This is a genomic window from Bradyrhizobium sp. WBOS07 (assembly GCF_024585165.1).
Lineage (GTDB): Bacteria > Pseudomonadota > Alphaproteobacteria > Rhizobiales > Xanthobacteraceae > Bradyrhizobium > Bradyrhizobium japonicum_B.
The window spans coordinates 3,334,715-3,356,733 of the sequence record NZ_CP029008.1 but is presented as its reverse complement, the minus strand read 5'-3'; the positions used below and the strand labels follow the sequence as shown (position 1 = coordinate 3,356,733).

Below are 22,019 nucleotides of genomic sequence, written 5' to 3'. Positions count from 1 at the left end.
GGCGGGCGGGGACGGCCCTGCGCGGAACAGACGGCGGCGTTAACCTTCGCTTAAGGATAATGTAGCGTTAACCCGCACTCTTTGTCACAGGAAGGCGGTGGCGTTGCGTAAGGGCGGACCGTTCCGATGACACCTGAAGCTCTCAATACGTTTTTTGCGATCTGCATTGGCTTCGCGCTCGCGGGCGCGCTCGTGAACGGATACCAGGCGCTGGCGCAGCGCCCCGCCGGCTTCGGCCTGTTGCAGGACGGCGTGGCGCCGAAGACCTTCGCGGCGGTGCCGTTCCTGGTGTTCGCCGCGCCCTTCATCATCATGCGCAACACGCTGCGCGGCAGGCGGCTGGAGAGCCGCCGCGCCGAGTTCGTGATGATGGCAACCGTCATCGCCGGGTTCTGGAGCATGATGAGCGGCACCTTCTTCCTGATGACGCTGCGCGCGGCCGGCGTTCTGGGCTGACGCCCGGCCGGTTCACCCGGCGCGTCGGTTCCTTTGCCTCCTCGCCGCCGTTTCGCTATGGCTGGGGCGACGTGACAGGAGACCTCCATGGCGATCTACGAGCTCGACGGGCAGGCGCCCGACCTTCCCGCCGACGGCAATTATTTCATCGCGGACACGGCGACCGTGATCGGCCGGGTGCGCCTGAAGCCGGGCGCGAGCGTCTGGTTCGGCGCCGTGCTGCGCGGCGACAATGAGTGGATCGAGATCGGCGAGGGCGCCAATGTGCAGGACGGCTCGACCTGCCACACCGATCTCGGCTTTCCGCTTGTCGTCGGCCGGAATTGCACGGTCGGCCACAACGTCATCCTGCATGGCTGCAGCATCGAGGAGGGCGCGCTCATCGGCATGGGCTCGATCGTGATGAACGGCGCCAGGATCGGCCGCAACAGCATCGTCGGGGCCGGTTCCGTCATCACCGAGGGCAAGGAATTTCCCGAACGTTCCCTGATTATCGGCTCGCCGGCCCGCGTGCTCCGCACGCTCGACGACGCCCAGGTGCAGAAGATGGGCAGCGCGGCGAAGTTCTACGCGGCCAACGGTCCGCGCTTCAAGCAGGGCTTGAAGCGGATCGGCTAAGTGCCTTCGGACTCGCGGGCTTCCCTGGCGCTTGCGATCTTCTCGTGGCCCGCCGACCACAAGGCGTGATCGTCGCTGCCGTCCGAATAAGGGTTTGCCTCAGCCGGAATGTTTTCGCGCGCTGCGCGTTCGCCTTCTGCAAAAGGATCGCGATCGGTCATCGGGATTTTTCTCCTTAGCTTTCAAGCTGAGGTGACGGCGTTTGTTCCGGAACTGGATTTCGCCGCGGCGGTTGACCGGTAAAGGAGAATTCTCCATGGCCGCATCGCCTGTCGCCGTCTCGACAAGAACCTTGATCCTGATCCTCGCGCTTGCGGCGATGCCGGCCGTCGTCTTCGCGCAGGCGGCTGGCGGCTCAGGCGGAACGAGCGGTGGCGCCGCAGGGTCGACCGGAGGTGTCGCCAATTCGCCGGCGCCGCCGCCCGGCACCAACAGCCTCGGCACGGCTCAATCGTCCGGCCCCGGCGGCGGAGGCGCTGCCGCCACTGGCGGCGGGACGGACGCCGCCGTCAATGCCGAGAATCGCATGCTCGACAAGAAGCTCAAGAGCATCTGCCGCGGCTGCTGAATGCTCGCGCGGAAGTGAGGCAGTGTGCCTGTCCGGAATGCCCTGATGGCGTTAGCTTGATCCGGCTTTGAAGCGTGGAGCGTGTCCACGCGGAGGATCGAGTGATGTTACGCAGGATGATGATGGCGGCGCTGACCGTAGCAATGGTCGGGCTGTCAGTGCCGCAGGCGGCCGAGGCACGTGGGTTCCGACATGGCGGCTGGGGCCATGGCGGTTGGGGTCATGGCGGCGGTTGGCACCATGGCGGCCACTGGCGCGGCGGAGGCTTCTGGCCTGGACTGGCAATCGGGGCGGGTATCGCCGGTGCCGGTCTCTACGGCGGCTATTACGGCTACGGCTACCCCTATTATGGCGACCCCTACTATTATGGTACCGGCTACGGCTACAACGACGGTTATGGCGGCTGCTACGTCGCGCGGAAGCGCGTCATGACGCCCGCGGGCTGGCGTATCCGCCGCGTGGATGTCTGCGAGTAGCGCCCTCGACAGGGATGGCCGACTAAAAAACAAGGCCGTTGACGCAGTATACCGTCAACGACCTTGCCAGCCCCGGACATTGAAATCGGCTCACGCCATCCGGTAACCCGAAGCATCGCGCGGAATCACACGGGCGAATGTGATCCAGTTCACAAGTCGAGAAAATTAGTGGCGTGCCGAGAGTTGCTTAGCCGCGCGAGCGCTTGCGCGCGCTGGCCTGGGCGCGGTGCCGCACTGGTTTCCTGCGGGTAACCGCGGGCGCTTCGACGTCGGTGGCTCGTGCGCTGGCGAACGACTGCCGCAGGCCGTCGATGGACTCGTTCAGCGATGCCACCTGCTCGGACAGACGCTTGGTGTCGGCCTGCTGCGCCGCCATCAGCCGCTTCATGGTCTGGAGCTGATCCTGCACCACCTGGAGCTGGTCGATCGATTCCTGCTGGGTCGCCTCCAGCCCCTTGGTCTTCTCGACCAGCTGCTCGGAGGCCTGCGCGGTCCGCGCCTGGAGCTGCCGCGATGCCACCACCCGGTCGGTCTCGGGTGCGGCGCCGGTATAGGCACGCCAGATCGCGATCGAGGTGACGCCGGCGATAAGGAGCAGGAGCGCTGCGGCGGTCAGCGCGATGGGCTGGGCGCCGAGGCGAAGAAGCGGGTTGGACGGTGTGTCCTGGGCGAGATCGATCATCGCTGACAAAACCCAAAATTGAAACTTGGTGAGTGCGAAGACCGGCAGCCCTGAGGCGGCCGGGGCGTCCCGAAAGCGTTACGTGTCGGCAAGGAATGGGACCAAAAAGAGGCCAAAGGCCAAAAAACCAGCAATCAGCGGGCCTTGGCGCCGCCGATGCTTCGCCCCGGCTTGGGAATCAAGGCTGAAACGGCGAAAGCGGTCCGGAATAGGTCTTCGCGCGCGGCGCCGCGTAGGGGCCGAGCCGGGAGGTCTTCAGGCCCAGCCGCACCAGTGATTCCGCCAGTGTCACTGCCGCCGCGACGCCGTCGATCACGGGCAGGCCGTGCGCGGCGGCGGCTAGTGCAATCACAAGCCCTTAGGGATAATTTACTTCACTCTGTCAGGCCTAAACGCTCGGAGAATGGACGATGGCCGAGACCTCGATCGAGTGGACTGACGCAACCTGGAATCCGGTCGCGGGTTGCACTGTGCTCTCGCCTGGCTGCACCAACTGCTACGCGATGCGCATGGCTGCGCGTCTTGAGGCCATGGGAGCCGAGAAATACCGCGGCCTAACGAGAAAGAGCGGAGAAAGGTCAGTTTGGACTGGCAAGCTATTCCTCGATCGGCGTGCACTTGAAGCACCAAAGGCCTGGCGCAAACCGCGCCAAATTTTTGTGAACTCAATGTCCGATCTATTCCACGCGAATGTGCCGGATAGTTTTGTCCGCGAAGTCTGGACGACGATGCAGGCGACGCCTCAGCACACCTATCAGATCTTAACCAAGCGCCCCGACCGGATGGCTCAGGTCACACAGGCTATGCCAACACTGAAGAATGTCTGGCTTGGTACCAGCGTCGAGAACGCAGATTACTTGGATCGCGTCGAGGATTTGCGCCGGGTGCGCGCAGTGGTTCGTTTCATTTCGTTCGAGCCGCTGCTCGGATCTGTCGCAACCGCCGATCTCTCCGGCATCCATTGGGCGATCGTTGGTGGTGAGAGCGGTCCCGGAGCCCGCTCGATGGACCCCAAATGGGTGGATGAAATCCAGAGTGCTTGCCGTCGTCACGGCACGGCGTTCTTCTTCAAGCAATGGGGCGGTAGAAACAAGAAAGCGTCCGGGAGACTACTTCGTGGGCGTACGTACGATGAGATGCCGCTTAGGGTTTAACAGGTGATCTCCGATCCGCGAGGCAAGACCGATCGCCTCTGGCGCAGGATTGGAAATGCATAAGAACAATGAAAACATCTGCGGCCCGCGGTCGATTGGTAGCGCAAGGGGTTTCAATACTGCACCGAAGATTTCGCTAAGCCGACTTCGCACATAGCGTTCCAGACCCGCCGGGTTGAGGTCTCTTCGTCGCTCCGGTAATATGCCGAACATGTCGGGGTTGCCGGCCTCAGGATAAAGCTCTTCTTCCCAAGATTCTGAGCCAAACATTCGCGTCAGCGCGGCGCGCTTATGCTCATCAATATCAGTCAGCTTCCTCGTAGCCTGTCGAAATAATCCCGCCAACGGAAATAGAAACCAGACGTCGATTGCTTGCGTTGCGGCAAGCGCTTGAAGAGTGGTCCACTCGACCTCCATTCCATATGGGTCAAGGAAGACGACGGCTCGTTTGTCGTCCCAGCTATTATTTGCAACTAGTTGTTTCAGAGCTGAATTTGCGTCTTCCTCTGCGACAACGATGTTGCGTCGGAGATTTTTGGCACGCAAATCTTCCAGTGCCGACACATAATTGGGATTCTTTTCGATGAAGACCACAAAATCAAACTCGGGTCTTACGTCCAGCGCGATTTGAGCTGATCCGCGCCTTCGCTCGACGACCTCTTCGATGGGTTTTTCGACCAGCGTAGCGCCTTGTCGCTCAGTTCGAACCGTCCGAGTACCACTTCCGGCAAACGCATCAATGTACCAAAGGTTCTTGAAGTGAGGACGAAGCGCCGTGGTGAAGGCCTTTAGATACCCCTCAATAATCGACAGTTTGAGTTCGGTATGTTGTCCACCAAATTCGTGATCCGCGATCATGATTTCTCGCACGCCTTAGTGGGTGCAGCAATGTCGCCAAAATATGTGAAGGAAAATACACTCTACCAAAAATAGTATCAACAAAATTGCGATAAGACGTCGTCTCTTTGGATAAGTCTGAGCCTGTTGGTGTCGAACCGAGCTTACGGCTGAAACGGCGAAAACGGTCCGGAATAGGTCTTCGCGCGCGGCGCCGCGTAGGGGCCGAGTCGGGAGGTCTTCAGGCCGAGCCGCACCAGTGATTCCGCCAGTGTCACCGCCGCTGCGACGCCGTCAATCACGGGCAGGCCGTGCGTGGCGGCGAGCTCGGCGGCGAGATCGGCCATGCCGGCGCAGCCGAGCACGATGGCCTCCGCGCGGTCGTCACGGATCGCGGCCTCGATCTCCGCGGAGATCTTCGCCAGCGCATCGCTATTGCGCTCTTCCAGAGCCAGCACGGGCACCTCGGCGGCGCGGACGCGGGCGCAGCGATCGGCGAGGCCGTACTTCCGCAAATTATGCTCGATCGGCACGATCGAGACACTGAGCGTCGTCACCACGGCAAAGCGCGCCGCGATCAGGCTCGCCATGTGGAAGCCCGCCTCGCCGATGCCGATCACCGGCGCTTTGGCGACGGCACGGGCGGCATCGAGGCCGGTGTCGTCGAAGCAGGCGATGATGTGCGCGTCCGCACCGTCGCGGTCGGCCTCGCGGATGCAGCCGAGCATGCCGGGGACGGCGAAGGCCTCGTCGTAAAATCCCTCGATCGAGACCGGGCCCATCGTCGGCTGCCGCGCGTCGATCTCCGTACCGGGCAGGGCGACGCTGCGCGCCGCAGCGGCGATCTTCGCCGTCATCGACGCGGTGGTATTGGGATTGACGACGTGCAGCCGCATCGGATCAGGCAAGCCCTTGTCAGACGAGTGCGTTGTTAGACGAGTCCCTGGCCGGCGTCCGAGCCCTTGGCCGCCTGCCGCTTGTTGAGCACGTGGATGGTGCCGAGCGCAAGGGCGATCACCGTGAAGGAGACGGCCGAAATCACGGTGCCGAGCGCATAGATGTCGGGGTTCGTCACCGTGGTGGTGAGGCCCTGGAGATCGAGCGGCAACGTGTTCACCGCGCCGATCGCCTGGCTGGAGCGCGCAAGCTCGTCCCAAGACAGCGTGAAGCCGAACAGGCCGATGCCGATCACCGACGGCAGGATGATCGGCAGCACGACATGGCGGAACGTCTGCCACGGCGTGGCGCCGAGATCGCGCGCGGCTTCCTCGAGGCGCGGGTCGAAGCGATTGAAGATCGCGAACATGATGAGCAGGCCGAACGGCAGCGTCCAGGTCAGGTGCGCGCCGAGCCCGGAGGTGAGCAGGCCCATCGAGGTCTCGAAATTCTCGTTCCAATGCGCCTTGATCAGGTCGTCGATGATACGGAACTCGAGCGAGATGCCGAGCGAGGTGATGATCGAGGGAACGATCAGGCTGGCGATCGCCGAGTAGAACAGGATGCTTTGCGCCCTAAACTTGCGGCGGAAGGCCATGCCGGCCGCGACCGACAGCACGACGGTGACGATCATCACGATGATGCCGAGCAGCAGCGAGCGGCGGAAGGCCGCGCCGAGATCGACGATGCCGGTGCCCTGGAACAGCTTTGCGATCCAGAAGGTCGAGACGCCGTTCATTGGGAAGGTGAGGCCGCCCTGCGGCCCCTGGAACGACAGCACGTAGATCGCGATCATCGGCCCGTAGAGGAACAGCACATAGACCGCGAAGAAGATCGCGAGCACGTAGAACGAGCGCGGGCGTCCTTCCGTCATGCCCTAGAGCTCCTTCTTGATGTCGACGATGCGCGACATCATGGTGATGATCAGGAATGTGATGACGAGCAGGATCACGGCGTTGGCGGCGGCGGCTGGGAATTGCAGCGCATTCACCCGCGTCTCGATGATCTTGCCGGCGGCGGCGATCTGCTGGCCGCCCATCACGCCGATGGTGATGAAATCGCCCATCACGATGGTGATGACGAAGATCGAGCCGATCACGATGCCGGGCTTGGACAGCGGAATGATGACGTTGACGAGGGTCTGGAAGCCGCTGGCGCCGGCATCATAGGCGGCCTCGATCAGCGACTTGTCGATGCGCACCATCGAGTTGAAGATCGGCACCACCATGAAGAAGGTGAACAGGTGCACGAGCGCCAGCACCACCGAGAATTCGGAGAACAGCAGCCATTCGATCGGGTGGTTGATCAGCCCCGTCTTCATCAGGCCCGAGTTCACGAGGCCATTGCGCCCGAGCAGCGGAATCCAGGCGATCATGCGGATCACGTTGGAGGTCCAGAACGGGATCGTGCACAGCAGCGACAATCCCATCTGCCAGGTCTTGGACCTGACGTGGAAGGCGAGGAAGTAGGCCACCCAGAAGCCGATGAACAGCGTGATCGCCCACACCATGAAGCAGAGCTTCAGCGTCTTCAGATAGGTCTTGCCTATCGTGCAGAGCTCGGGCAGCTGCGCAAGGCAGCCCTCGAACGTGTCGGTGTAGCCGCGGCCGGAGAAGGCCGGCAGCAGCTGGTATTCGTTGTAATCCCAGAACGAGACGATGACGACGAAGGCGAGCGGAATGAGGAAGAAGGCGAGAAACACTAGCATCATCGGCCCGGCCTGAAGCCAGGAAATGAAGGATGGCGATAGGCGCGTCGGCTTGGCGGCGCGCATCGTGCCCGACCCCGGGATCAGGCCCGGGGCTGCCTGTTGCAGGACTTCTTCGGACATGTGCGCTACGCCGCGATGAACTCATTCCACTTGCGGACCATGTAGTCGTTCTCGTCCATCACCGCGTTCCAGCAGGCGACGCCGCCCATGCGGTCCTCGTAGGAGCCGCCGTCGCGCACCGCGCCGGCCTTTTCGAGCAGCGAGCCGTCGGGCGCCTTGATGTCCTTCTCGGCCGGCTTGCCTTCCATCCAATAGGCCCACTCGTAGGGCTCCATATGCGCCTTCGCGGTGGAGAGCACGGCGGAGTAATAGCCCTGGCGATTGAGATAGGCGCCGGCATAGCCGGATAGAAACCAGTTCACGAACTCATAGGCCCATTCGAGCTTCGCGCCCGACACTCCCTTGGAGACGCAGAAGCCGGAGGCCCAGGACCGGTAGCCTTCCTTGAGCGGCTGGAACGTGCAGGGGATGCCCATCGAGCGCACTTTCGTCACCGCCGGCGACCACATCGACTGGATCACGGTCTCGCCCGAGGCCATCAGGTTGACGCTTTCGTTGAAGTCTTTCCAGAAGGCGCGGAACTGGCCGGCCTTCTTGGCTTCGGTCATCACCTTCATGGTGAGATCGATCTCCTCCTTGGTCATGTTGCCCTTGTCGGCATATTTGTACTTGCCGGAGGCTTCCACCACCATCGCGGCATCCATGATGCCGATCGAGGGGATGTTGAGGATCGAGGCCTTGCCCTTGAACTCGGGGTTGAGCAGCTCGGACCAGGAGCTGATCGGCCGCTTGATCAGGTCGGGCCGGATGCCGAGCGTGTCGGCATTGTAGACGGTCGGGATCAGCGTGACGAATTCGGTCGCCGACGTCGCGAATTTCTTGGAATCCTTGCCCTCGAGATAGAGCACCTTCCAGGGCGCGGTGCCCTGGCCGCCGATCTTCTTGCCGCCGGGCGTCTCGCCCTTGGTGAAGACAGGCGTGATGTTGCCGAATTCCTTGATCTTGCGGGCATCGAGCGCGAGGATGTTGCCCGACGGCACGATCTTCTTCAGCGAGAAATATTCGGTGTCGAGCACGTCGAAGGAGTTCGGCTGGGTCATCACGCGCTTGGTGACGTCGTCGGTGGTCGCGGTGATGTATTCGATCTTGATGCCGGTGTCCTTCAGACACTGCCTGGAGATGTCGTCGCCTTCGTTCACGGCGGTGCCGAGATAGCGCAGCACCTTGGCATCGGCCGACTTCACATAGGGAAAGCCGGTGATGGCGCCGGAGCCGGCGGCGAGGCCGGCAAGACTTGCGGTGCCCTTGAGCAGCGTGCGGCGGCTGAGGCCGGTTGTCCTGGTCGTCTCGGTCATTTCCCTCACTCCTCTAGTGTTGCGCATTTTTCCAAGATCAAGGGCGCTATTGCAGGCGTTGCGCCTTGGCGGGGTCCCAGGTGGCCAGCACGCGATCGCCCGGACGGAACGGGTGGACGTCGAAAGTGGCTTCGGGAACGTGGGAGAACAGGGCGGTGCCGTCGTCGAGCGTGAGCGAGACGGCGATGTAGGAGCCCTGGTACTCGGTCTGGGTCAGCAGCGCCGGCGCGCCGAACGCGCCGTCAGCAAACGGCGCGATGCCGAGCTGGTCGGCGCGCACCGCGATGAGCTTGCCGGCGTCGCTGAGCACGTTGTGGCCGCCGATGAAGCGCGCCACGAATTCGGTGCGGGGATGGTGGAAGATGTCGCGGGCCGTGCCCTGCTGCTCGATCCGGCCGTGGTTCATCACCACGATGTGGTCGGCGAGCGCCATCGCCTCTTCCTGGCCGTGGGTGACCTGGATGAAGCTGATGCCGAGCTCGCGCTGCAATCGCTTCAGCTCGCCGCGCATCCTCACCCTCAGGAACGGATCGAGCGCGGACAGCGGCTCGTCGAGCAGGAGAATCTGCGGCTCGGTGATCAGCGCGCGGGCCAGCGCGACGCGCTGCTGCTGGCCGCCGGAGAGCTGCGCCGGCAGCCGGCCGGCATATTGGCTCATTGCCACCAGCTCCAGCAGCTCGCCGGCGCGCTTGTGGCGCGTCGCCTTGTCGATGCCGCGCATCTTCAGGGCGAAGGCGACGTTGTCGAGCACGGTAAGATGCGGAAACAGCGCGTAGGACTGGAACATCATCGCGGTGCCGCGATCGGCCGGCGGCAGGTCGGTGACGTTCTGGCTACCCAGGATGATGTCGCCCTCGCTGACGGCCTCGTGGCCCGCGATCATGCGCAAGGTCGAGGTTTTGCCGCAGCCGGACGGACCGAGCAGGCAGCAATAGGTGCCGGCCGGGATCTTCAGATTGACGGTGTCGACCGCCAGCGTCGTGTCATAGCGCTTGGTGACGGCGACCAGTTCGAGGGCGGCGGGAGTGGCCATGGCGTGTCCAAGGAGGGGCGGTGCTTGCTGCTCTCTCCGCAAGGTCCGTGCCAACCGCCGCCTGGCCGGCCGAATTGCGAAACTGTGCAGCGGAGTCAGATCGTTAGATCGAATCCGGGCCCGCTGTCCCGTCCGCCCTGTGCGCAATCACCTGCACACGAAATGAGCGCGGATTGTATAAACTTTCGCCTGTGATTGCATACAGCTCGTCGACTAACATTCGAGAGCGAACGTCGTCGATCGAGCCCTCAAGCCCAACCTCGAACTCATGGCCGCCAAGCCCCGTCCCAAATCCGACGCGCCCGATGCGAACGATCGCGTCAGCCGCATCCGGGAGGGTGTGACCGCTGCGATCCTCGAGCACCGCCTGCTGCCGGGCACCAAGCTCGGCGAAGACGAGATCGGCGAGATCTACGGCGCAAGCCGCACGCTGGTCCGCACCGCGCTTCAGCAGCTCGCGCATGAGGGCATCGTCAACATCGAGAAGAACCGCGGCGCCTTCGTCGCGCGGCCGACGCCGGCCGATGCCCGCGAAGTGTTCGAGGCGCGCCGTCTGATCGAGCCCACCATCGTCGATCATGCCGTCGATGCGGTGACGCCGGATTGGATCGATCGCCTCCAGCGGCATCTTGCAGAGGAACGCGAAGCCGAGCTGCGCGGCGATGCCCGCGCCTCGGTCCGGCTCTCCGGGGAGTTTCACCGTCTCGTCGCCGAGATGAGCGGACACAGCATCTATCTCGGCTTCCTGAAGGAGCTGATCGCGCGCTCCTCGCTCATCATTCTGCTCTATCGCCGCCACGACACGCCGGCCTGTGGCACCGAGCACCACGCCGGCATCGTTGCCGCCATTCGCAAGCGCGACAAGCAGGCCGCGCGCGCGCAGATGCTGTCGCACCTGGACGAGATCGAAGCCGAGCTGTTCCTGAAAGACCCCGCGGCCGACGAGCTGCGGCTTGCGGACGTGCTGGGGTGATTGCCACGCCCCGGGAAACCGGGTTCCGATTCAGCGACGCAGCGTTACACGCTGCACCACGCTTCCGGGGACAGGCTGGGCTCCAAAAAAGTTGCGGCCAGCCATTGGGGGATGGCTGGCCGCGCGCGAACCGGTCTGGGACGGGGAGGGGTGGGGATGTGACCGGGTCGCGTAACCTGTTGTCTCGTTCCTGATCTCTTGCTCAGTCTCTTGCGCTGGCGGTCGAAACCGCCGGCTTGGTATCGCCGAGCGAGACCCAGACGTTGGGATCGCTCTGCGACTGGCGCTTGACGAAGCGGTAGCCGGTCTCGGTCCAGGCAACGACGCTCTCGTTCTGATTGTCGAGAACGAACTCGCCCTTGTCGGTCTTCACCGTCAGCACCGCGTGTCCTTCGCCTTTCTTGTCGCGCACGACGGTGATGAGCAGGGCCTGGCGCGGCCATCCGGCATCGATCAGCATCTTGCGCTTCAACAGCACGTAGTCTTCACAGTCGCCGTAACCGTCTGACGGCAGCGACCATTTCTCGATCACGCCCCAGTGCTCCTGGTCGGTCAAAGGCTTGACGGTCTCGTTGACCCAGCGATTGACCTTGACGAGGTCGCGCCATGCGCCCTGCGACATCACGATGTCGCGCGGCTGCGCCGGTGCGCCCTGGCACTGGGCGGTGTTGTCCGCACAGAATTCGACCCAGCCGATCGGTGCACGCGTGGTGTCACCGAGGCTCGCGTAGAGCAGACGGCCTTCGCCGGCCTGCGCTGCCGCGCTGATCCCGAAGAGCATGGCGGCCAGCGCCAGCCCTTTCCCCTGTCCCCTGAAGTCAAACATTGCGGCCCCCGTTTCTTGTTGGGACCACATTTCGCACGGAGCTTTTGCGTTGCCGCTAAGTCGACCAAGTCAAGTCGAGACGAATGCAAGTAAAACCTGCGGCGAATTCGATCTATACTTGAATCGAATTCTCATAAAATTTGAAACAACTGAAATTGATTCAAATTTTATCGATTAACGCGCAAACGCTGCCGGAACCGCCATTTCCCTCTGCGAACGGGCCGCGCGTTAACCGGCCCTGGCGCCGTCACGACGCATGAAAAAGGCGGCGTCCGCATCGCGGAGGCCGCCTTCAGGGCTGGAAATTACGGGGTTTTGCCGCGCTGGCGCTTTACCGCGCGGTAACGCTCTCTTCGAGTGTCTCGATCGGCTGCTCGTGCAGGAACTCCAGCGCGAAGCCGTCTTCGAGGTTTCGGACCACGCGGCCCTGGACCCGGCCGAGCAGGACCGTCGATTTCAGCGGCGGCCGGTTCTCCGCGGCGATGGCGGCGCCCGACAGCGAGAGGTCGATGATACGGCAGGTCATCTTGGTGCCGTCCTCGAGCGTCAGCACCGCGATCGGGTTGCGCGGCACGATACGGTCGTGACGGCGGTCCTCCGGCAGGTTGAGGATGTCGCGGTTGGCGAGCCAGGTCAGCTGGGCCGCGAGCTTGTCGCGCTTCCTCGGCGTCGCCCCGATCGTCATGGCGAAGCCGTTGTCGATGATGCGGGTGATCTTGCCCTCGACGCGGCCGATATGGTCGAGATAGGCGACCACGCGGTCGCCGACATTGCCGATGCCGGGGGCGAGCAGCGCAAGGCCGCCCGGCGACATGTTGATCACCTGGCAGGGGAATTCGCGGCGGTCCGGCAGCATGTAGCGGCCGAGCAGGTGCACTTTCACCCGCTGGAAGCGCCGACGCTCCTCGGCGGCCGGTAGAAATTTCTTGTTCGCCAACGCCATTTTCAACACCCGACCCCCCGCCCGGGCGGAGTCCGGGACGACCCTAAGGTGCATAGGGTTAATGCCGCGTTAGGATCGGCCGCGGCGGTCACGGACAGACACAATGCGCCCGAAAAGCCACACCCAAAGCCCGCTCACGCCGGCTTCGTCGCCCGTAATTGCAGCACGACCAGCATTGCCAGCAGCAGCGTGGCCGACAGGCCGAGCGACCAGTGGATACCGATCGCCGCGCCAAACAGCCCGACCGTGATGCCGCTGAAGGCGCGCATGCCGAGGCCGGCCATATTATAAAGGCCGACGACCCGGCCGCGAATGTCGTGCGGCGCATTCAACTGCACCAGCGCCTGCGCCATGGTGTTGAACGACAGCTCGAAGAACCCGGCGCAGAACAAGAGCGCGATCGCGACCGGATAGACCGGCACCAGTGCGAAGCCGAGCAGCGCCAGGCTCCAGAGCATCGCGAGCATGATCGCCGTGCGCGGCGTGCCCTTGAGGCGTCCCCAGGATTCCAGCGCGATAGCGGCGAGCACCGCACCAGCGGCGTCGGCCGCGAGCAGCACGCTGTAGGAGACGCCGGGATCGCCATGGCCGAGATCGCCGGCAAAGCCCGGCATCTGGGCGTGGTAGGCATTGCCGATCATGAAGGAGGTGAGGCCGGCCAGCCACGTCATCGCCGTCAGCACCGGCTGGGTGCCGATGGCGCGGACGGTCAGCACGATGTCGGCAAGGCCGCGCACGGCAAAGCGCCGCGCCGCGACGCTCTTGTCGCGCACGGGCGCCCAGAACAGCCAGAACAGCATCGGCAGGTAGAACAGCGTGTTGAAGATGATGCCGTAGGAGGTGCCGAGCGTCAGCATGATGATCCCGCCCACCGCCGGCCCGACCAGGATGCCGAGATAGCGCGCCATCGCGTTCAGCCGCACCGCGCTCGGTAGATCCGCAGGCGCCACGAGGTCGTAGAGCAAGAGCTGGTTCGGCGTCTGCCAGAGCACGCCGGCGCAGCCATGGATCACCAGCAGCAGCATCGCATGCCACATCTGGATCGTGTCGGTGAGGAAGAAGAAGCCCCATCCGCTCGACGCGACGATGAACAGCAGCATGCCGCACTGGATGATGCGGCGCGGATCGAACCGGTCGGCGAGCCCGCCGACCGCGACCGAGAACAGCAGGAAGGGCAGCCAGTGCGACAGCACCGCAAAACCGGCCAGCGCCGGTGAATGGAATTTCTGGAATACCACCCAATAGCTGATCACGTGCTCGATATTGTCGGCCATCATCGCCAGCACGTAAGAGCCGAACTGGAGACGGTAGGGCGCCGATTTCATGGCCGCGAACGAGCCGGACGTGGCCACGGGATTTTGGGGCAGGGGATTCAAGGGAATACCTGGGGTGAGACTATCGGCGCCTTACACGTTCGCTAATCGGCGCTCAAGACAATTGGGTGCATGACCATCTGCCATGCACTGTGGCTACACACTCCGCCGTCATCCTTCGAGGCTCCACGCTCGACTCTGCGCGCCGCACGTCTCGCCCCTCAGGATGGCGGCGGAGTTTGTAGCAGCACCGGAGCCCGGATGGAGCGTGGCGCAATCCGGGACCGCCGGTCCCGCATTCCGCGTTGCTCCATGCGGGCTACGACTTCGGCTTGGCACGACCGCCCATCTCACATACGCTTCGCCTTAGGCCCGCACCAACCAACCATAACAGACGGGCAGCGAGGAAACAGCCATGCAACAGATCCGCGTCTGCACCCATTCAGGTCCCGGCTCGGAGCCCGTCATCCGCACCGTGCCGTGGCCGAAGGTCGGCAGGAAGGCGGCGCTGATCAAGGTCGGCGCTTGCGGCGTCTGCGGCACAGATCTGCATATCCTGAAAGGACATTGGCCGAAGCCGCTGCCGTGGCCGTTCACGCTCGGGCATGAGCTCGGCGGTGTGATCGTCGAATGCGGTGAGGAGTTCACCGAGGACTTCATGAGCAAGCCGCTGACCGTCGGCTCGAAGGTGATGATCCCGCCCTTGATGCCCTGCGGCCATTGCTACTACTGCATCCACTACCCGCAGACCGCGAACAAGTGCCTGACGCCGGTCTATTACGGCCGCTATCTCGGCTTCGACAAGGCGCCGCACATGTGGGGCGGCTGGGCCGAATACGTCTATGTCGACCTCGACATGCTGCCGGGCACCAAGATCTACAAGCTGCCCGACGACATGTCGCTGCGCCTCGGCGCGCTGTCCGAGCCGCTGACCTCCTGCATCCGCGCCTTCAACCGCGCGGCCCGCGCCGGCGGCTTTTCCTGGGGCGACACGGTGGTGATCCAGGGCTCGGGCCCGATCGGCATTCTGGCGGTCGCAGCCGCCAGGGAGATGGGGGCAGGGCGCGTCATCTGCGTCGGCGCGCCGGAGGAGCCGCGGCTCAAGCTCGCCCGCGAGTTCGGCGCGGAGGCGACCGTGAACATCGAGGAGCTGACGTCGCCGCTCGAGCGCATCGATCGCGTGCGGAATATCGTCGGCGGCTTCGGCGCCGATCTCGTGATGGACTGCTCGGGCCATCCGACCGCGGGCCCCGAAGGCATCGAGATGCTGCGCGACGGCGGCACCTATGTCGAGATGGGCCAGTTCACCGACGCCGGCTCGATCGAGACGTCCTGGCACCGCATCTGCACCAAGGACCTCAACGTGCTGGGCTCCTGGGGCTTCACCGGCAACGACCTGCCGCTCGGCGTCGACATGCTGTACCGCACCGCCGACAAATATCCCTGGCTGAAGATGCAGACGATCTATCCGTTCACGGAGGACGGCGTTGCGCAGGCCGTGAAGGACGCGATGGCGATGAAGACGGTGAAGTCGACCATCGTGCCGTGGCCGGAGCTGGTGGAGTGATGGCTTGCGGTAAGTGATCCGCAGGCTACGTGCCGGCATACCAACGAGAGCCACGATGACAGACGCATCCAACCCGAAGGCTCGATCGCCCTTCCATGCCATCCGCGCGATCGACTACACCGTCATCTTCGTGCGCGACATGGCGGCGATGCGGCGCTTCTACGAGGACGTTCTTGCCTTCCCGCTGCTGCGCGAGCTGTCGCCGAACTGGATCGAGTACGGCCTCGGCCCCAACACGCTGGCGTTGGCGCGGCCGAGCCGCACGGCCGCTGATGCGCCGATGCCGACCGGCAGCGCCGCGCTGCAACTGGCGTTCAGGGTCTCGGCAGCCGAGGTCGATGCGTGTGCCGAGGAGCTGGTGCGGCAGGGCGTTGCGCTGGTATCGCCGCCGACGAACCAGCCCTTCGGCCACCGCACGCTGTTCTTCCGCGATCCCGACGGCAATCTGCTGGAGATCTATGCGGAGATCTGAGCGCTGCGCGCTCGGCGCAGCCGGCTATGTGACGCTCCCGTCAACATCGCATGCGCCCATTCCGGGCGATTGTTGGCGAGAGCGCGCGCCGATGCGGCGTCCCAATCATATTCGAGGGCCAGCAGCTCGGCCTGCCAGCGCTTGTTTCTGTTCGTGAGGATCGCGTAGCGGGCGTGAGGCGAGCGGTGTTCGAGTTTAACGGCGATGGGAAGGGTCCGCGAAGACCGGGCAGCCAACGCTTCCCGGATTGAGGACCAGACGGTTGCCGGGACCCTGAACGACCGCCTGGCGGTGGCTATGACCGCACAGCAGTGCCCGGCGCTGCTCCGCGGTCAATGCGTTGCGGGCAAACAGGCCTGCCGGCGAGAGCTTGTCGTCCGGAAATTCCTCGATCCAGCGGTCATGGTTGCCGCGCACGGTCGGCAACGACAGCGCTTGCAGGACCTCGAACGTCTCTTTCGGCCACAACGGGCTGGTGACGCAATCGCCGAGGTTCACGATACGATCGACGCCACGCGTCTTGATGTCGGCCAGCACGGCCTCCAACGCAGCAAGATTGCCATGGATGTCGGAAATGACCGCCAATCGCATCGTTGTGGTCTCCATCTCTTTCGGGTCCGGATCTCGGCTCAGTCGCGGCCAGATCCGGTTGCGCCGACGATAGTCAAGGTCGCGGCAAAAATCCGCTGCAACCTCCAAGGCGCGGCTCTCCGCCAAGCCATGCAACATAGGCATGGTGATTCCCGCGCGCTTGGCGTAAAGAGCGGCCAGATCAAATCGCCAGCGTGCGGCCGGGCCGATTGCCGCGCACGTCAGCCTCAGGCCTCTCGGCTCGCTGTGCCGCGCCTGAATTAACCAAGGTTCTCCATCCCGTGTCTTTTCCGGCCCTGACCCCGCCGCTCGCCCGCGCTTTGGCCGAGCGGAATTATGATTCTCCGACCCCCGTCCAGCTCGCCGTGCTCGCGGACGAAGCCGCCGATCGCGACCTCCTGGTTTCGGCCCAGACCGGCTCCGGCAAGACCCTCGCTTATGGTCTCGCCATGGCCAGGGGCCTGCTCGGCGATGCCGAGCAGTTCGGATCCGCGGCCGCTCCGCTCGCCCTGATCGTGGCGCCGACCCGCGAACTCGCGATGCAGGTCCAGCGCGAACTCGCCTGGCTCTATGGGCATACGGGCGGGCGCGTGGTCTCCTGCGTCGGCGGCATGGATCCGCGCCGCGAGCAGCGCGAGCTTGCGGCCGGCGCTCATATCGTCGTCGGCACGCCGGGCCGGCTCTGCGACCATTTGCGCCGCGGCCGTCTCGATATCTCCGAATTGAAGGCGGTCGTCCTCGACGAGGCCGACGAGATGCTCAATCTCGGCTTTCGCGAGGACATGGAATTCATCCTCGAGACCACGCCGGATACGCGCCGCACGCTGATGTTCTCGGCGACGTTCCCGCGCGGCATCGTCGCGCTGGCCAAGCAATACCAGAACCAGGCGTTTCGGATCGAGGTCGCCGGTGACGAAGGCGGCCACGCCGACATCGAGTACCGCGCGATCCGGATCGCGCCCGCCGACGTCGAGCATGCCGTCGTCAACGTGCTGCGCTTCTTCGAGGCGCCGAGCGCGCTGGTGTTTTGCAGCACGCGCGATGCGGTCAGGCACTTGCAGGCGGCGCTGCTGGAGCGCGGCTTTGCCGTCGTCGCTCTCTCCGGCGAGCTGACGCAGAACGAGCGAACCCTGGCGCTGCAATCTCTGCGCGACGGACGCGCCCGCGTTTGCGTCGCGACCGACGTCGCCGCCCGCGGCATCGATCTGCCGAGCCTCGACCTCGTCATTCATGCGGACCTGCCCAACGATGCCGAGGTGATGCAGCACCGCTCGGGCCGCACCGGGCGCGCGGGCCGCAAGGGCACGAGCGTCCTGCTGGTGCCGCCCGCCCGCCGGCGGCGCGCGGAGCTGCTGCTCAATCTCGCTGGGGTGGACGCGGTCTGGGGCACGGCGCCGCAGGCGGACGAGATCCGCAAGCTCGACCACGCGCGCATGAAGGACGTGTTGTTCACTGAGGAAACGACCGCCGACGATCTCGTGCTCGCGCAGGCGCTGCTCGCCGAGCGGTCGGCCGAGGATATCGCCGCCGCACTGGCGCGGCTCTATCGCGCGCGGCTGCCGTCGCCCGAGGACATCATCGATCCCGGCGAGCGGAGCGGCCGTCCGCGCGAGGAGCGCGGGCGCGACAGATTTCAAGGCGAAAGTGGCGACGATCGTGCCGCCAGGCCGCGAGCGAAGTCCGGAAAAGCCTCGTCGAAGCACGGCATGGCCGACGGCAGCGTCTGGTTCCGCGCCGCGATCGGGCGGCGCAAGAATGCGGAAGCGCGCTGGCTGCTGCCGATGATCTGCCGCCGCGGCGGCATCGACAAGCGCGACATCGGCGCCATCAAGATCATGGACACCACGACCGAGTTCGAGATCTCCGCGCAGGCCGCGGAATCGTTCGCCGCAAAGATCAAGCGACCGGACAAGGAAGACAGCATCCGTATCGAGCCGATGGCGGACGCGCCGCAGCGACAGGCGCCGCCGGAGCAACGGTCGCACGCGCCGGCTCGCGAGCGAGCCGATCGCGATCATCGCGAACGCCGCGACGAACGCCCGCGCGAGACGCGTGAATTCAAGCCGCGCGGCAAACCGCCCGGCGATCGCGCGCCGCGATTCGACGACGCGCCGCCCTTTGGAAAGAAGAAGCATCGCGACAAGCAGGCCCGCGCGGAGCCCTCGGTGACGCCCTGGCCGGTGAAGGGTGCACCGGGAAAGAAGCCGAAGAAGAAAAAGCATCGCGGCTGAGCCGCCGCCGGATGGCGGCGGCGACGTCATCTGCATCGGCGCAGTCGGGCAGGGGCGCTACGCCGCGGTGAGGTCGCGCCGCATATAGGTCGCGCCTTCCCCGTAGGAAGCGAGCTTCGCGCGCAGTGCCGCGTCCGCCGTCACCGGGCGAAAGCCGAGATGTTGCCACAGCGGCCGCGTGGCGTAGACCGAGACCAATGCGAGCGCCGTGATGCCGGATGCGCGCGCGAGCTTCGCGATGCCGGCGACATATTCGCGCGCCACGCCGCCGCGCCGGTCCGGCAGCACGGCGACATCGTGCACGTAGAGGCAGTCCGCGTCTTGGGGGAGCCGTTCGAGCAAGCGGTCGAGCGGCGGGATCTGATGCAGCTTCCAGGGATGCGCGAGGCCGTAGCCGGCGATCGTATCGTCCGCAACGAGCATGCGGCATCCGTCGGGACAGAGCTGCATCTTCTCCGCGAACACCTCGGCTCTTTCGGGAAGATCGGGATGTATCCGCGCCGCGATGGCGACGATCGCCGCGAGATCGGATATGCGCGCTGGGCGCCAGTACGGCTTGCTCATCTCGATCCGTGGTTCCGTCTCACATCATCCAGTTTATTCCACCGCGCGGCGGCGCGCAGCGAAAAATTTCTTTGCTGCCGCCCGAGGAATACGAGGCCGCGCCCGGCGTCCTACCCATGCAAGCCAATTGCATGACAGGAGACATCATGACGTCCTCGATCCGCCTCGCGCTCGCGCTGGCTCTATCGCTCGCGATCGTTCCCGCCGCCTTCGCCGCACCGCCGACCAAGACCGGCAAGACCGACAAGGGCAATGTGCTGACCGATGCCAAGGGCATGACGCTCTACACTTTCGACAAGGATACCGACGGCAAGTCGGCCTGCAACGGTCCATGTGCGACGAACTGGCCGGTGCTGAAGGCCGAGGCCAGCGACAAAGCCGGCGACGGCTACACCATCATCACCCGCGACGATGGCTCCAAGCAGTGGGCCTACAAGGGCAAGCCGCTCTACACCTTCGCCAAGGACCAGAAGCCCGGCGACATCACCGGCGACGGCTTCCTGAACGGCGCCTGGCACCTGGCGATGCCGTAACGGCGGGGTACGCAGACACGAGCGTCGGCTGCTCCACGCGGCAGCCGGCGCGCTGCAATTATCTCGGATATTCCAGCTGCATCGCGACGAAGTCGGCCGTGCGCGGCCCGTAGCGGGCGTCGATGGCGCGCAAGGTCTGGTCCAGTGCCCGCGCCGGCGGCAGGTCGACGGCGGCCGGCACCGTCTGCTGTGCCGGCCAGTCGGCGACGGCCGCGTCGGGCAGGATGCGAAGACCGCCGCGACTCGACTGCGCCTCTGTGGTCGCCGCGAAGGTGAGGGCACGCGAGCGATAGGTGCGCGACCACGCATCGGCGACCAGCGCGAGCGAGACCTCGTCGATAGCAGGCGTCAGGGCGATTCCGAGTTGCTCGCGGTTCCAGAATGCGAGCGTGTTGGCGATCGCCGTCAGCGCGAACGGGCGGGTGAATTGGAACGCCTCGCTGCGGTGACGCGCATCCCACGCGGCAAGTCCGACCTCGCGGGCGACCGCCTCCGCCTTGGCGCGGCCGGCGATGGCCTCGACGAGGGTCAGGGCCATCGGCATGGATGCGGTGATGCCGGTCGTCGTCGCAACGCCGCGGTCGACCACCAGCCTGCGGTCCGCGACGTAGCGGATCGCGGCATGCTTTTGCAGGTCGCGCACGGAATACCAGTGCGTGGTGGCCTTGCGGCCGTCGAGCAGCCCGGTGTTGGCGACGACCTTGGCGCCGACGCAGACGCCGATGATTGTCGCGCCCTTGCCGGCCTGGCTTCTGATCCATTGCAAGGCTACGGCATCGTCTTCGCGGCTCATCGCGGGCACGATGACGTAGTCGGCGCCGTCGGGATGCGCAGCATCGAACGCGGCGATGGTCGCATGCGGCTGCACTTTCAGCGCGGGATAGAGCGCAACGGGCCCGGGCTGGGTCGCCAAGGTGAGCACGTCGGCGACGTCGGCGCGCGCGAGAATGCCGTATGGCATCAGATAGTCGGTCGTCTCGGTCATGTCGTTGATGCCGACGATGGCGATCAGCGGGCGCTTGCGCTTCGGCGGCTTCAATGCCGCAAGCGTCGCCTCTGTCTCCTCCTTGGATATCGCAGGCGCGGCTTCCGGAGCCGGCGTGCCGGGCAGCAGCAACAGCCAGGTCCCGCCGATCACCGCCAGCAACACCACGCAGCCGAGAGCGCTCCATGCCAGAATTCGCCAGCTCATGATGTCACCCGACCGTCGTTAGCTCACGCGATGCGGAAACTATCCCTTCGCGGCACGATCAGGAATGACGCAGATCCCGCAAAAACGGTCGCATGCGCCGGCGCGGTCATTGTGACGGAGTGGGAACTATCTCAGCCCCTCATACACCATCAGCCCGCGCGCGATCTGCAGTTTCCGGATCGCCCGCGGCAGGAGTTTCTCCGGCTGGTGCAGGTAGCGCCAGGAGGTGAGGGTGAAGGCTGAAAGCGCGCCGCATTCGTCGTCGAACGGCGCGAGCACGCCGGTCACGCTCACCGGCGTATGCGGGCGGGCGTTGAAGGGCAGCAGCAACAGCTCGAGAGCGGCCTTGCTGCCGTCCTCGCGCGCAGCCGTCACGCCGGCGATCGCGCCCAACGCCTCGTCGGCGACGATGGTCGTGATCTCCTCGATCTCGCTGCGGCTCGCATCGTCGAACAGCGCTGCAAAGCCCGTGTCCTTGAGGTCGCGCCCCGCCAGCGCGCAGACGCGCGTGCCGGCGACGCGGAACGGGAAGCCGAGGTTCGGCTCGCAGGAGAGCACGAAGATGTCGCCGAGCAGGCCGCGGACCGCGGCCGGATCGATGTCGGCCCGGTCAGGGGCCCGAGCGGCGCCACGCTTGTCGTCCCAATAGGCGAAGAACGCGCGGCTCGACGGATGTTTCATGTCTGAACGCTTACCCCGGGGTGCAACCTCGAAGGGACAGACCTGTCCCGCTTCAGTGCACCCGCGATCCCTTGTGTTGTTGTGCAGGAGGGGATTTGCAGCGTCCATGCCGCACGCGCGTTTTCGCCTCCCTTAAGCCCGCCTTTGCGTCGTTAACGTTAAATTAACTATGCGCTTTGCGTCGGCCGCTGCCCTGCTATGGTGATCCCAGTCGCAAGCCCCGCCGCTTTTCTCCAGGTTCTCGGCG

24 protein-coding genes and 2 pseudogenes are annotated in these 22,019 nt (G+C 64.8%); 10 read left to right on the top strand and 16 right to left on the bottom strand.

Annotated features, from left to right (window positions below; genetic code table 11):
- Positions 1 to 126 precede the first annotated feature (126 nt).
- Both DCM79_RS16030 and DCM79_RS16025 read left to right on the top strand, forming a co-directional pair.
- Entirely contained in the window at positions 127 to 456 is a 330-nt protein-coding gene (locus DCM79_RS16030) for a hypothetical protein (RefSeq protein ID WP_028137247.1), read from the top strand.
- A gap of 87 nt (positions 457 to 543) precedes the next feature.
- Positions 544 to 1,074 carry a gamma carbonic anhydrase family protein gene (locus DCM79_RS16025; protein WP_028137246.1) on the top strand — a complete coding sequence of 177 codons (531 nt, stop codon included), beginning with the start codon at positions 544 to 546 and terminating at the stop codon, positions 1,072 to 1,074.
- Here the strand turns inward: DCM79_RS16025 and DCM79_RS16020 are convergent.
- Positions 1,071 to 1,235: a hypothetical protein gene (locus DCM79_RS16020; RefSeq protein WP_257180666.1), complete on the bottom strand. Its 165-nt coding sequence runs from the start codon at positions 1,233 to 1,235 to the stop codon at positions 1,071 to 1,073. The genes DCM79_RS16025 and DCM79_RS16020 overlap by 4 nt on opposite strands.
- A gap of 95 nt (positions 1,236 to 1,330) precedes the next feature.
- Between DCM79_RS16020 and DCM79_RS16015 the strand changes: the two genes are divergently transcribed.
- The gene (locus tag DCM79_RS16015; protein ID WP_257180665.1) at positions 1,331 to 1,642 is read left to right on the top strand and encodes a hypothetical protein; all 312 of its coding nucleotides are present in this window, start codon (positions 1,331 to 1,333) and stop codon (positions 1,640 to 1,642) included.
- Between the two features lie 104 nt (positions 1,643 to 1,746).
- On the top strand, positions 1,747 to 2,118 hold the full coding sequence (locus DCM79_RS16010; protein ID WP_257180664.1) for a hypothetical protein: 372 nt from the start codon (positions 1,747 to 1,749) through the stop codon (positions 2,116 to 2,118).
- A gap of 187 nt (positions 2,119 to 2,305) precedes the next feature.
- Here DCM79_RS16010 and DCM79_RS16005 read toward each other — a convergent pair whose 3' ends face one another.
- Together DCM79_RS16005 and DCM79_RS16000 are read right to left on the bottom strand one after the other, a co-directional pair.
- The gene (locus tag DCM79_RS16005) at positions 2,306 to 2,800 is read right to left on the bottom strand and encodes a hypothetical protein (protein WP_257180663.1); all 495 of its coding nucleotides are present in this window, start codon (positions 2,798 to 2,800) and stop codon (positions 2,306 to 2,308) included.
- Between the two features lie 178 nt (positions 2,801 to 2,978).
- Positions 2,979 to 3,137 (bottom strand): annotated as a pseudogene (locus DCM79_RS16000) (aspartate/glutamate racemase family protein); the annotation flags it as partial.
- 73 nt (positions 3,138 to 3,210) lie between these two features.
- On the opposite strand from DCM79_RS16000, the gene DCM79_RS15995 reads away from it, so the two are divergent.
- Positions 3,211 to 3,954: a DUF5131 family protein gene (locus DCM79_RS15995; protein WP_257180661.1), complete on the top strand. Its 744-nt coding sequence runs from the start codon at positions 3,211 to 3,213 to the stop codon at positions 3,952 to 3,954.
- Here DCM79_RS15995 and tcmP read toward each other — a convergent pair.
- From tcmP to DCM79_RS15965, 6 genes are all read right to left on the bottom strand, one after another.
- Positions 3,910 to 4,812 (bottom strand): three-Cys-motif partner protein TcmP, encoded by a 903-nt coding sequence (tcmP, locus tag DCM79_RS15990; RefSeq protein ID WP_257180660.1) that lies wholly within the window; start codon positions 4,810 to 4,812, stop codon positions 3,910 to 3,912. The two genes, DCM79_RS15995 and tcmP, sit on opposite strands and share 45 nt — an antisense overlap.
- A 143-nt stretch (positions 4,813 to 4,955) precedes the next feature.
- Positions 4,956 to 5,687 carry an aspartate/glutamate racemase family protein gene (locus DCM79_RS15985; protein WP_257180771.1) on the bottom strand — a complete coding sequence of 244 codons (732 nt, stop codon included), beginning with the start codon at positions 5,685 to 5,687 and terminating at the stop codon, positions 4,956 to 4,958.
- Between the two features lie 35 nt (positions 5,688 to 5,722).
- The gene (locus DCM79_RS15980) at positions 5,723 to 6,601 is read right to left on the bottom strand and encodes an ABC transporter permease (RefSeq protein WP_257180659.1); all 879 of its coding nucleotides are present in this window, start codon (positions 6,599 to 6,601) and stop codon (positions 5,723 to 5,725) included.
- A gap of 3 nt (positions 6,602 to 6,604) precedes the next feature.
- Positions 6,605 to 7,501: an ABC transporter permease gene (locus tag DCM79_RS15975; protein WP_257180770.1), complete on the bottom strand. Its 897-nt coding sequence runs from the start codon at positions 7,499 to 7,501 to the stop codon at positions 6,605 to 6,607.
- A gap of 62 nt (positions 7,502 to 7,563) precedes the next feature.
- Positions 7,564 to 8,853 carry a PotD/PotF family extracellular solute-binding protein gene (locus DCM79_RS15970; protein WP_028137236.1) on the bottom strand — a complete coding sequence of 430 codons (1,290 nt, stop codon included), beginning with the start codon at positions 8,851 to 8,853 and terminating at the stop codon, positions 7,564 to 7,566.
- 46 nt (positions 8,854 to 8,899) lie between these two features.
- A complete protein-coding gene (locus tag DCM79_RS15965; RefSeq protein WP_257180658.1) occupies positions 8,900 to 9,886 on the bottom strand; it encodes an ABC transporter ATP-binding protein in 987 nt (328 codons plus the stop codon).
- A gap of 268 nt (positions 9,887 to 10,154) precedes the next feature.
- Here DCM79_RS15965 and DCM79_RS15960 point away from each other — a divergent pair, with 268 nt between their 5' ends.
- Positions 10,155 to 10,859, top strand: a complete 705-nt coding sequence (locus DCM79_RS15960) for a GntR family transcriptional regulator (protein ID WP_257180657.1) — start codon at positions 10,155 to 10,157, stop codon at positions 10,857 to 10,859.
- Between the two features lie 202 nt (positions 10,860 to 11,061).
- Here the strand turns inward: DCM79_RS15960 and DCM79_RS15955 are convergent, their stop codons facing one another.
- The 3 genes from DCM79_RS15955 to DCM79_RS15945 form a co-directional block, all read right to left on the bottom strand.
- Positions 11,062 to 11,685 (bottom strand): transglutaminase-like cysteine peptidase, encoded by a 624-nt coding sequence (locus DCM79_RS15955; protein WP_257180656.1) that lies wholly within the window; start codon positions 11,683 to 11,685, stop codon positions 11,062 to 11,064.
- Between the two features lie 331 nt (positions 11,686 to 12,016).
- Positions 12,017 to 12,628 carry a PilZ domain-containing protein gene (locus DCM79_RS15950; RefSeq protein WP_024340745.1) on the bottom strand — a complete coding sequence of 204 codons (612 nt, stop codon included), beginning with the start codon at positions 12,626 to 12,628 and terminating at the stop codon, positions 12,017 to 12,019.
- 134 nt (positions 12,629 to 12,762) lie between these two features.
- The gene (locus DCM79_RS15945) at positions 12,763 to 14,004 is read right to left on the bottom strand and encodes an MFS transporter (protein ID WP_257180655.1); all 1,242 of its coding nucleotides are present in this window, start codon (positions 14,002 to 14,004) and stop codon (positions 12,763 to 12,765) included.
- Positions 14,005 to 14,356: 352 nt separating this feature from the next.
- Here DCM79_RS15945 and DCM79_RS15940 point away from each other — a divergent pair, with 352 nt between their 5' ends.
- Entirely contained in the window at positions 14,357 to 15,508 is a 1,152-nt protein-coding gene (locus DCM79_RS15940) for a zinc-binding dehydrogenase (protein ID WP_257180654.1), read from the top strand.
- 55 nt (positions 15,509 to 15,563) lie between these two features.
- Entirely contained in the window at positions 15,564 to 15,980 is a 417-nt protein-coding gene (locus DCM79_RS15935; RefSeq protein ID WP_257180653.1) for a VOC family protein, read from the top strand.
- Here the strand turns inward: DCM79_RS15935 and DCM79_RS15930 are convergent.
- Positions 15,965 to 16,571 (bottom strand): annotated as a pseudogene (locus tag DCM79_RS15930) (metallophosphoesterase). The gene DCM79_RS15935 and the pseudogene DCM79_RS15930 overlap by 16 nt on opposite strands.
- Before the next feature lie 281 nt (positions 16,572 to 16,852).
- Here DCM79_RS15930 and DCM79_RS15925 point away from each other — a divergent pair.
- Positions 16,853 to 18,802 (top strand): DEAD/DEAH box helicase, encoded by a 1,950-nt coding sequence (locus DCM79_RS15925; protein WP_257180652.1) that lies wholly within the window; start codon positions 16,853 to 16,855, stop codon positions 18,800 to 18,802.
- 57 nt (positions 18,803 to 18,859) lie between these two features.
- Here the strand turns inward: DCM79_RS15925 and DCM79_RS15920 are convergent, their stop codons facing one another.
- Positions 18,860 to 19,366, bottom strand: coding sequence for a GNAT family N-acetyltransferase (locus tag DCM79_RS15920; protein ID WP_257180651.1), 507 nt, complete (start codon positions 19,364 to 19,366; stop codon positions 18,860 to 18,862).
- 146 nt (positions 19,367 to 19,512) lie between these two features.
- On the opposite strand from DCM79_RS15920, the gene DCM79_RS15915 reads away from it, so the two are divergent.
- Complete coding sequence (locus tag DCM79_RS15915; protein WP_257180650.1) at positions 19,513 to 19,899, top strand: hypothetical protein; 387 nt, start codon at positions 19,513 to 19,515, stop codon at positions 19,897 to 19,899.
- A 58-nt stretch (positions 19,900 to 19,957) separates the two neighbouring features.
- On the opposite strand, the gene DCM79_RS15910 is transcribed toward DCM79_RS15915, so the two are convergent.
- Together DCM79_RS15910 and DCM79_RS15905 are read right to left on the bottom strand one after the other, a co-directional pair.
- A complete protein-coding gene (locus tag DCM79_RS15910; protein WP_257180649.1) occupies positions 19,958 to 21,091 on the bottom strand; it encodes a DJ-1/PfpI family protein in 1,134 nt (377 codons plus the stop codon).
- A gap of 126 nt (positions 21,092 to 21,217) precedes the next feature.
- On the bottom strand, positions 21,218 to 21,772 hold the full coding sequence (locus DCM79_RS15905; RefSeq protein WP_257180647.1) for a PAS domain-containing protein: 555 nt from the start codon (positions 21,770 to 21,772) through the stop codon (positions 21,218 to 21,220).
- Between the last annotated feature and the right edge of the window lie 247 nt (positions 21,773 to 22,019).

Coding starts and splice junctions, on each gene's coding strand:
- DCM79_RS15965 (WP_257180658.1), bottom strand. CDS start 9,886: ATGGCCACTCCCGCCGCCCTCGAACTGGTCGCCGTCACCAAGCGCTAT.
- DCM79_RS15960 (WP_257180657.1), top strand. CDS start 10,155: ATGGCCGCCAAGCCCCGTCCCAAATCCGACGCGCCCGATGCGAACGAT.
- DCM79_RS15910 (WP_257180649.1), bottom strand. CDS start 21,091: ATGAGCTGGCGAATTCTGGCATGGAGCGCTCTCGGCTGCGTGGTGTTG.
- tcmP (WP_257180660.1), bottom strand. CDS start 4,812: ATGATCGCGGATCACGAATTTGGTGGACAACATACCGAACTCAAACTG.
- DCM79_RS15955 (WP_257180656.1), bottom strand. CDS start 11,685: ATGTTTGACTTCAGGGGACAGGGGAAAGGGCTGGCGCTGGCCGCCATG.
- DCM79_RS16020 (WP_257180666.1), bottom strand. CDS start 1,235: ATGACCGATCGCGATCCTTTTGCAGAAGGCGAACGCGCAGCGCGCGAA.
- DCM79_RS16005 (WP_257180663.1), bottom strand. CDS start 2,800: ATGATCGATCTCGCCCAGGACACACCGTCCAACCCGCTTCTTCGCCTC.
- DCM79_RS15970 (WP_028137236.1), bottom strand. CDS start 8,853: ATGACCGAGACGACCAGGACAACCGGCCTCAGCCGCCGCACGCTGCTC.
- DCM79_RS15975 (WP_257180770.1), bottom strand. CDS start 7,501: ATGCGCGCCGCCAAGCCGACGCGCCTATCGCCATCCTTCATTTCCTGG.
- DCM79_RS15950 (WP_024340745.1), bottom strand. CDS start 12,628: ATGGCGTTGGCGAACAAGAAATTTCTACCGGCCGCCGAGGAGCGTCGG.
- DCM79_RS15985 (WP_257180771.1), bottom strand. CDS start 5,687: ATGCGGCTGCACGTCGTCAATCCCAATACCACCGCGTCGATGACGGCG.
- DCM79_RS16030 (WP_028137247.1), top strand. CDS start 127: ATGACACCTGAAGCTCTCAATACGTTTTTTGCGATCTGCATTGGCTTC.
- DCM79_RS15905 (WP_257180647.1), bottom strand. CDS start 21,772: ATGAAACATCCGTCGAGCCGCGCGTTCTTCGCCTATTGGGACGACAAG.
- DCM79_RS15995 (WP_257180661.1), top strand. CDS start 3,211: ATGGCCGAGACCTCGATCGAGTGGACTGACGCAACCTGGAATCCGGTC.
- DCM79_RS15920 (WP_257180651.1), bottom strand. CDS start 19,366: ATGAGCAAGCCGTACTGGCGCCCAGCGCGCATATCCGATCTCGCGGCG.
- DCM79_RS16025 (WP_028137246.1), top strand. CDS start 544: ATGGCGATCTACGAGCTCGACGGGCAGGCGCCCGACCTTCCCGCCGAC.
- DCM79_RS15935 (WP_257180653.1), top strand. CDS start 15,564: ATGACAGACGCATCCAACCCGAAGGCTCGATCGCCCTTCCATGCCATC.
- DCM79_RS15980 (WP_257180659.1), bottom strand. CDS start 6,601: ATGACGGAAGGACGCCCGCGCTCGTTCTACGTGCTCGCGATCTTCTTC.
- DCM79_RS15915 (WP_257180650.1), top strand. CDS start 19,513: ATGACGTCCTCGATCCGCCTCGCGCTCGCGCTGGCTCTATCGCTCGCG.
- DCM79_RS16010 (WP_257180664.1), top strand. CDS start 1,747: ATGTTACGCAGGATGATGATGGCGGCGCTGACCGTAGCAATGGTCGGG.
- DCM79_RS16015 (WP_257180665.1), top strand. CDS start 1,331: ATGGCCGCATCGCCTGTCGCCGTCTCGACAAGAACCTTGATCCTGATC.
- DCM79_RS15940 (WP_257180654.1), top strand. CDS start 14,357: ATGCAACAGATCCGCGTCTGCACCCATTCAGGTCCCGGCTCGGAGCCC.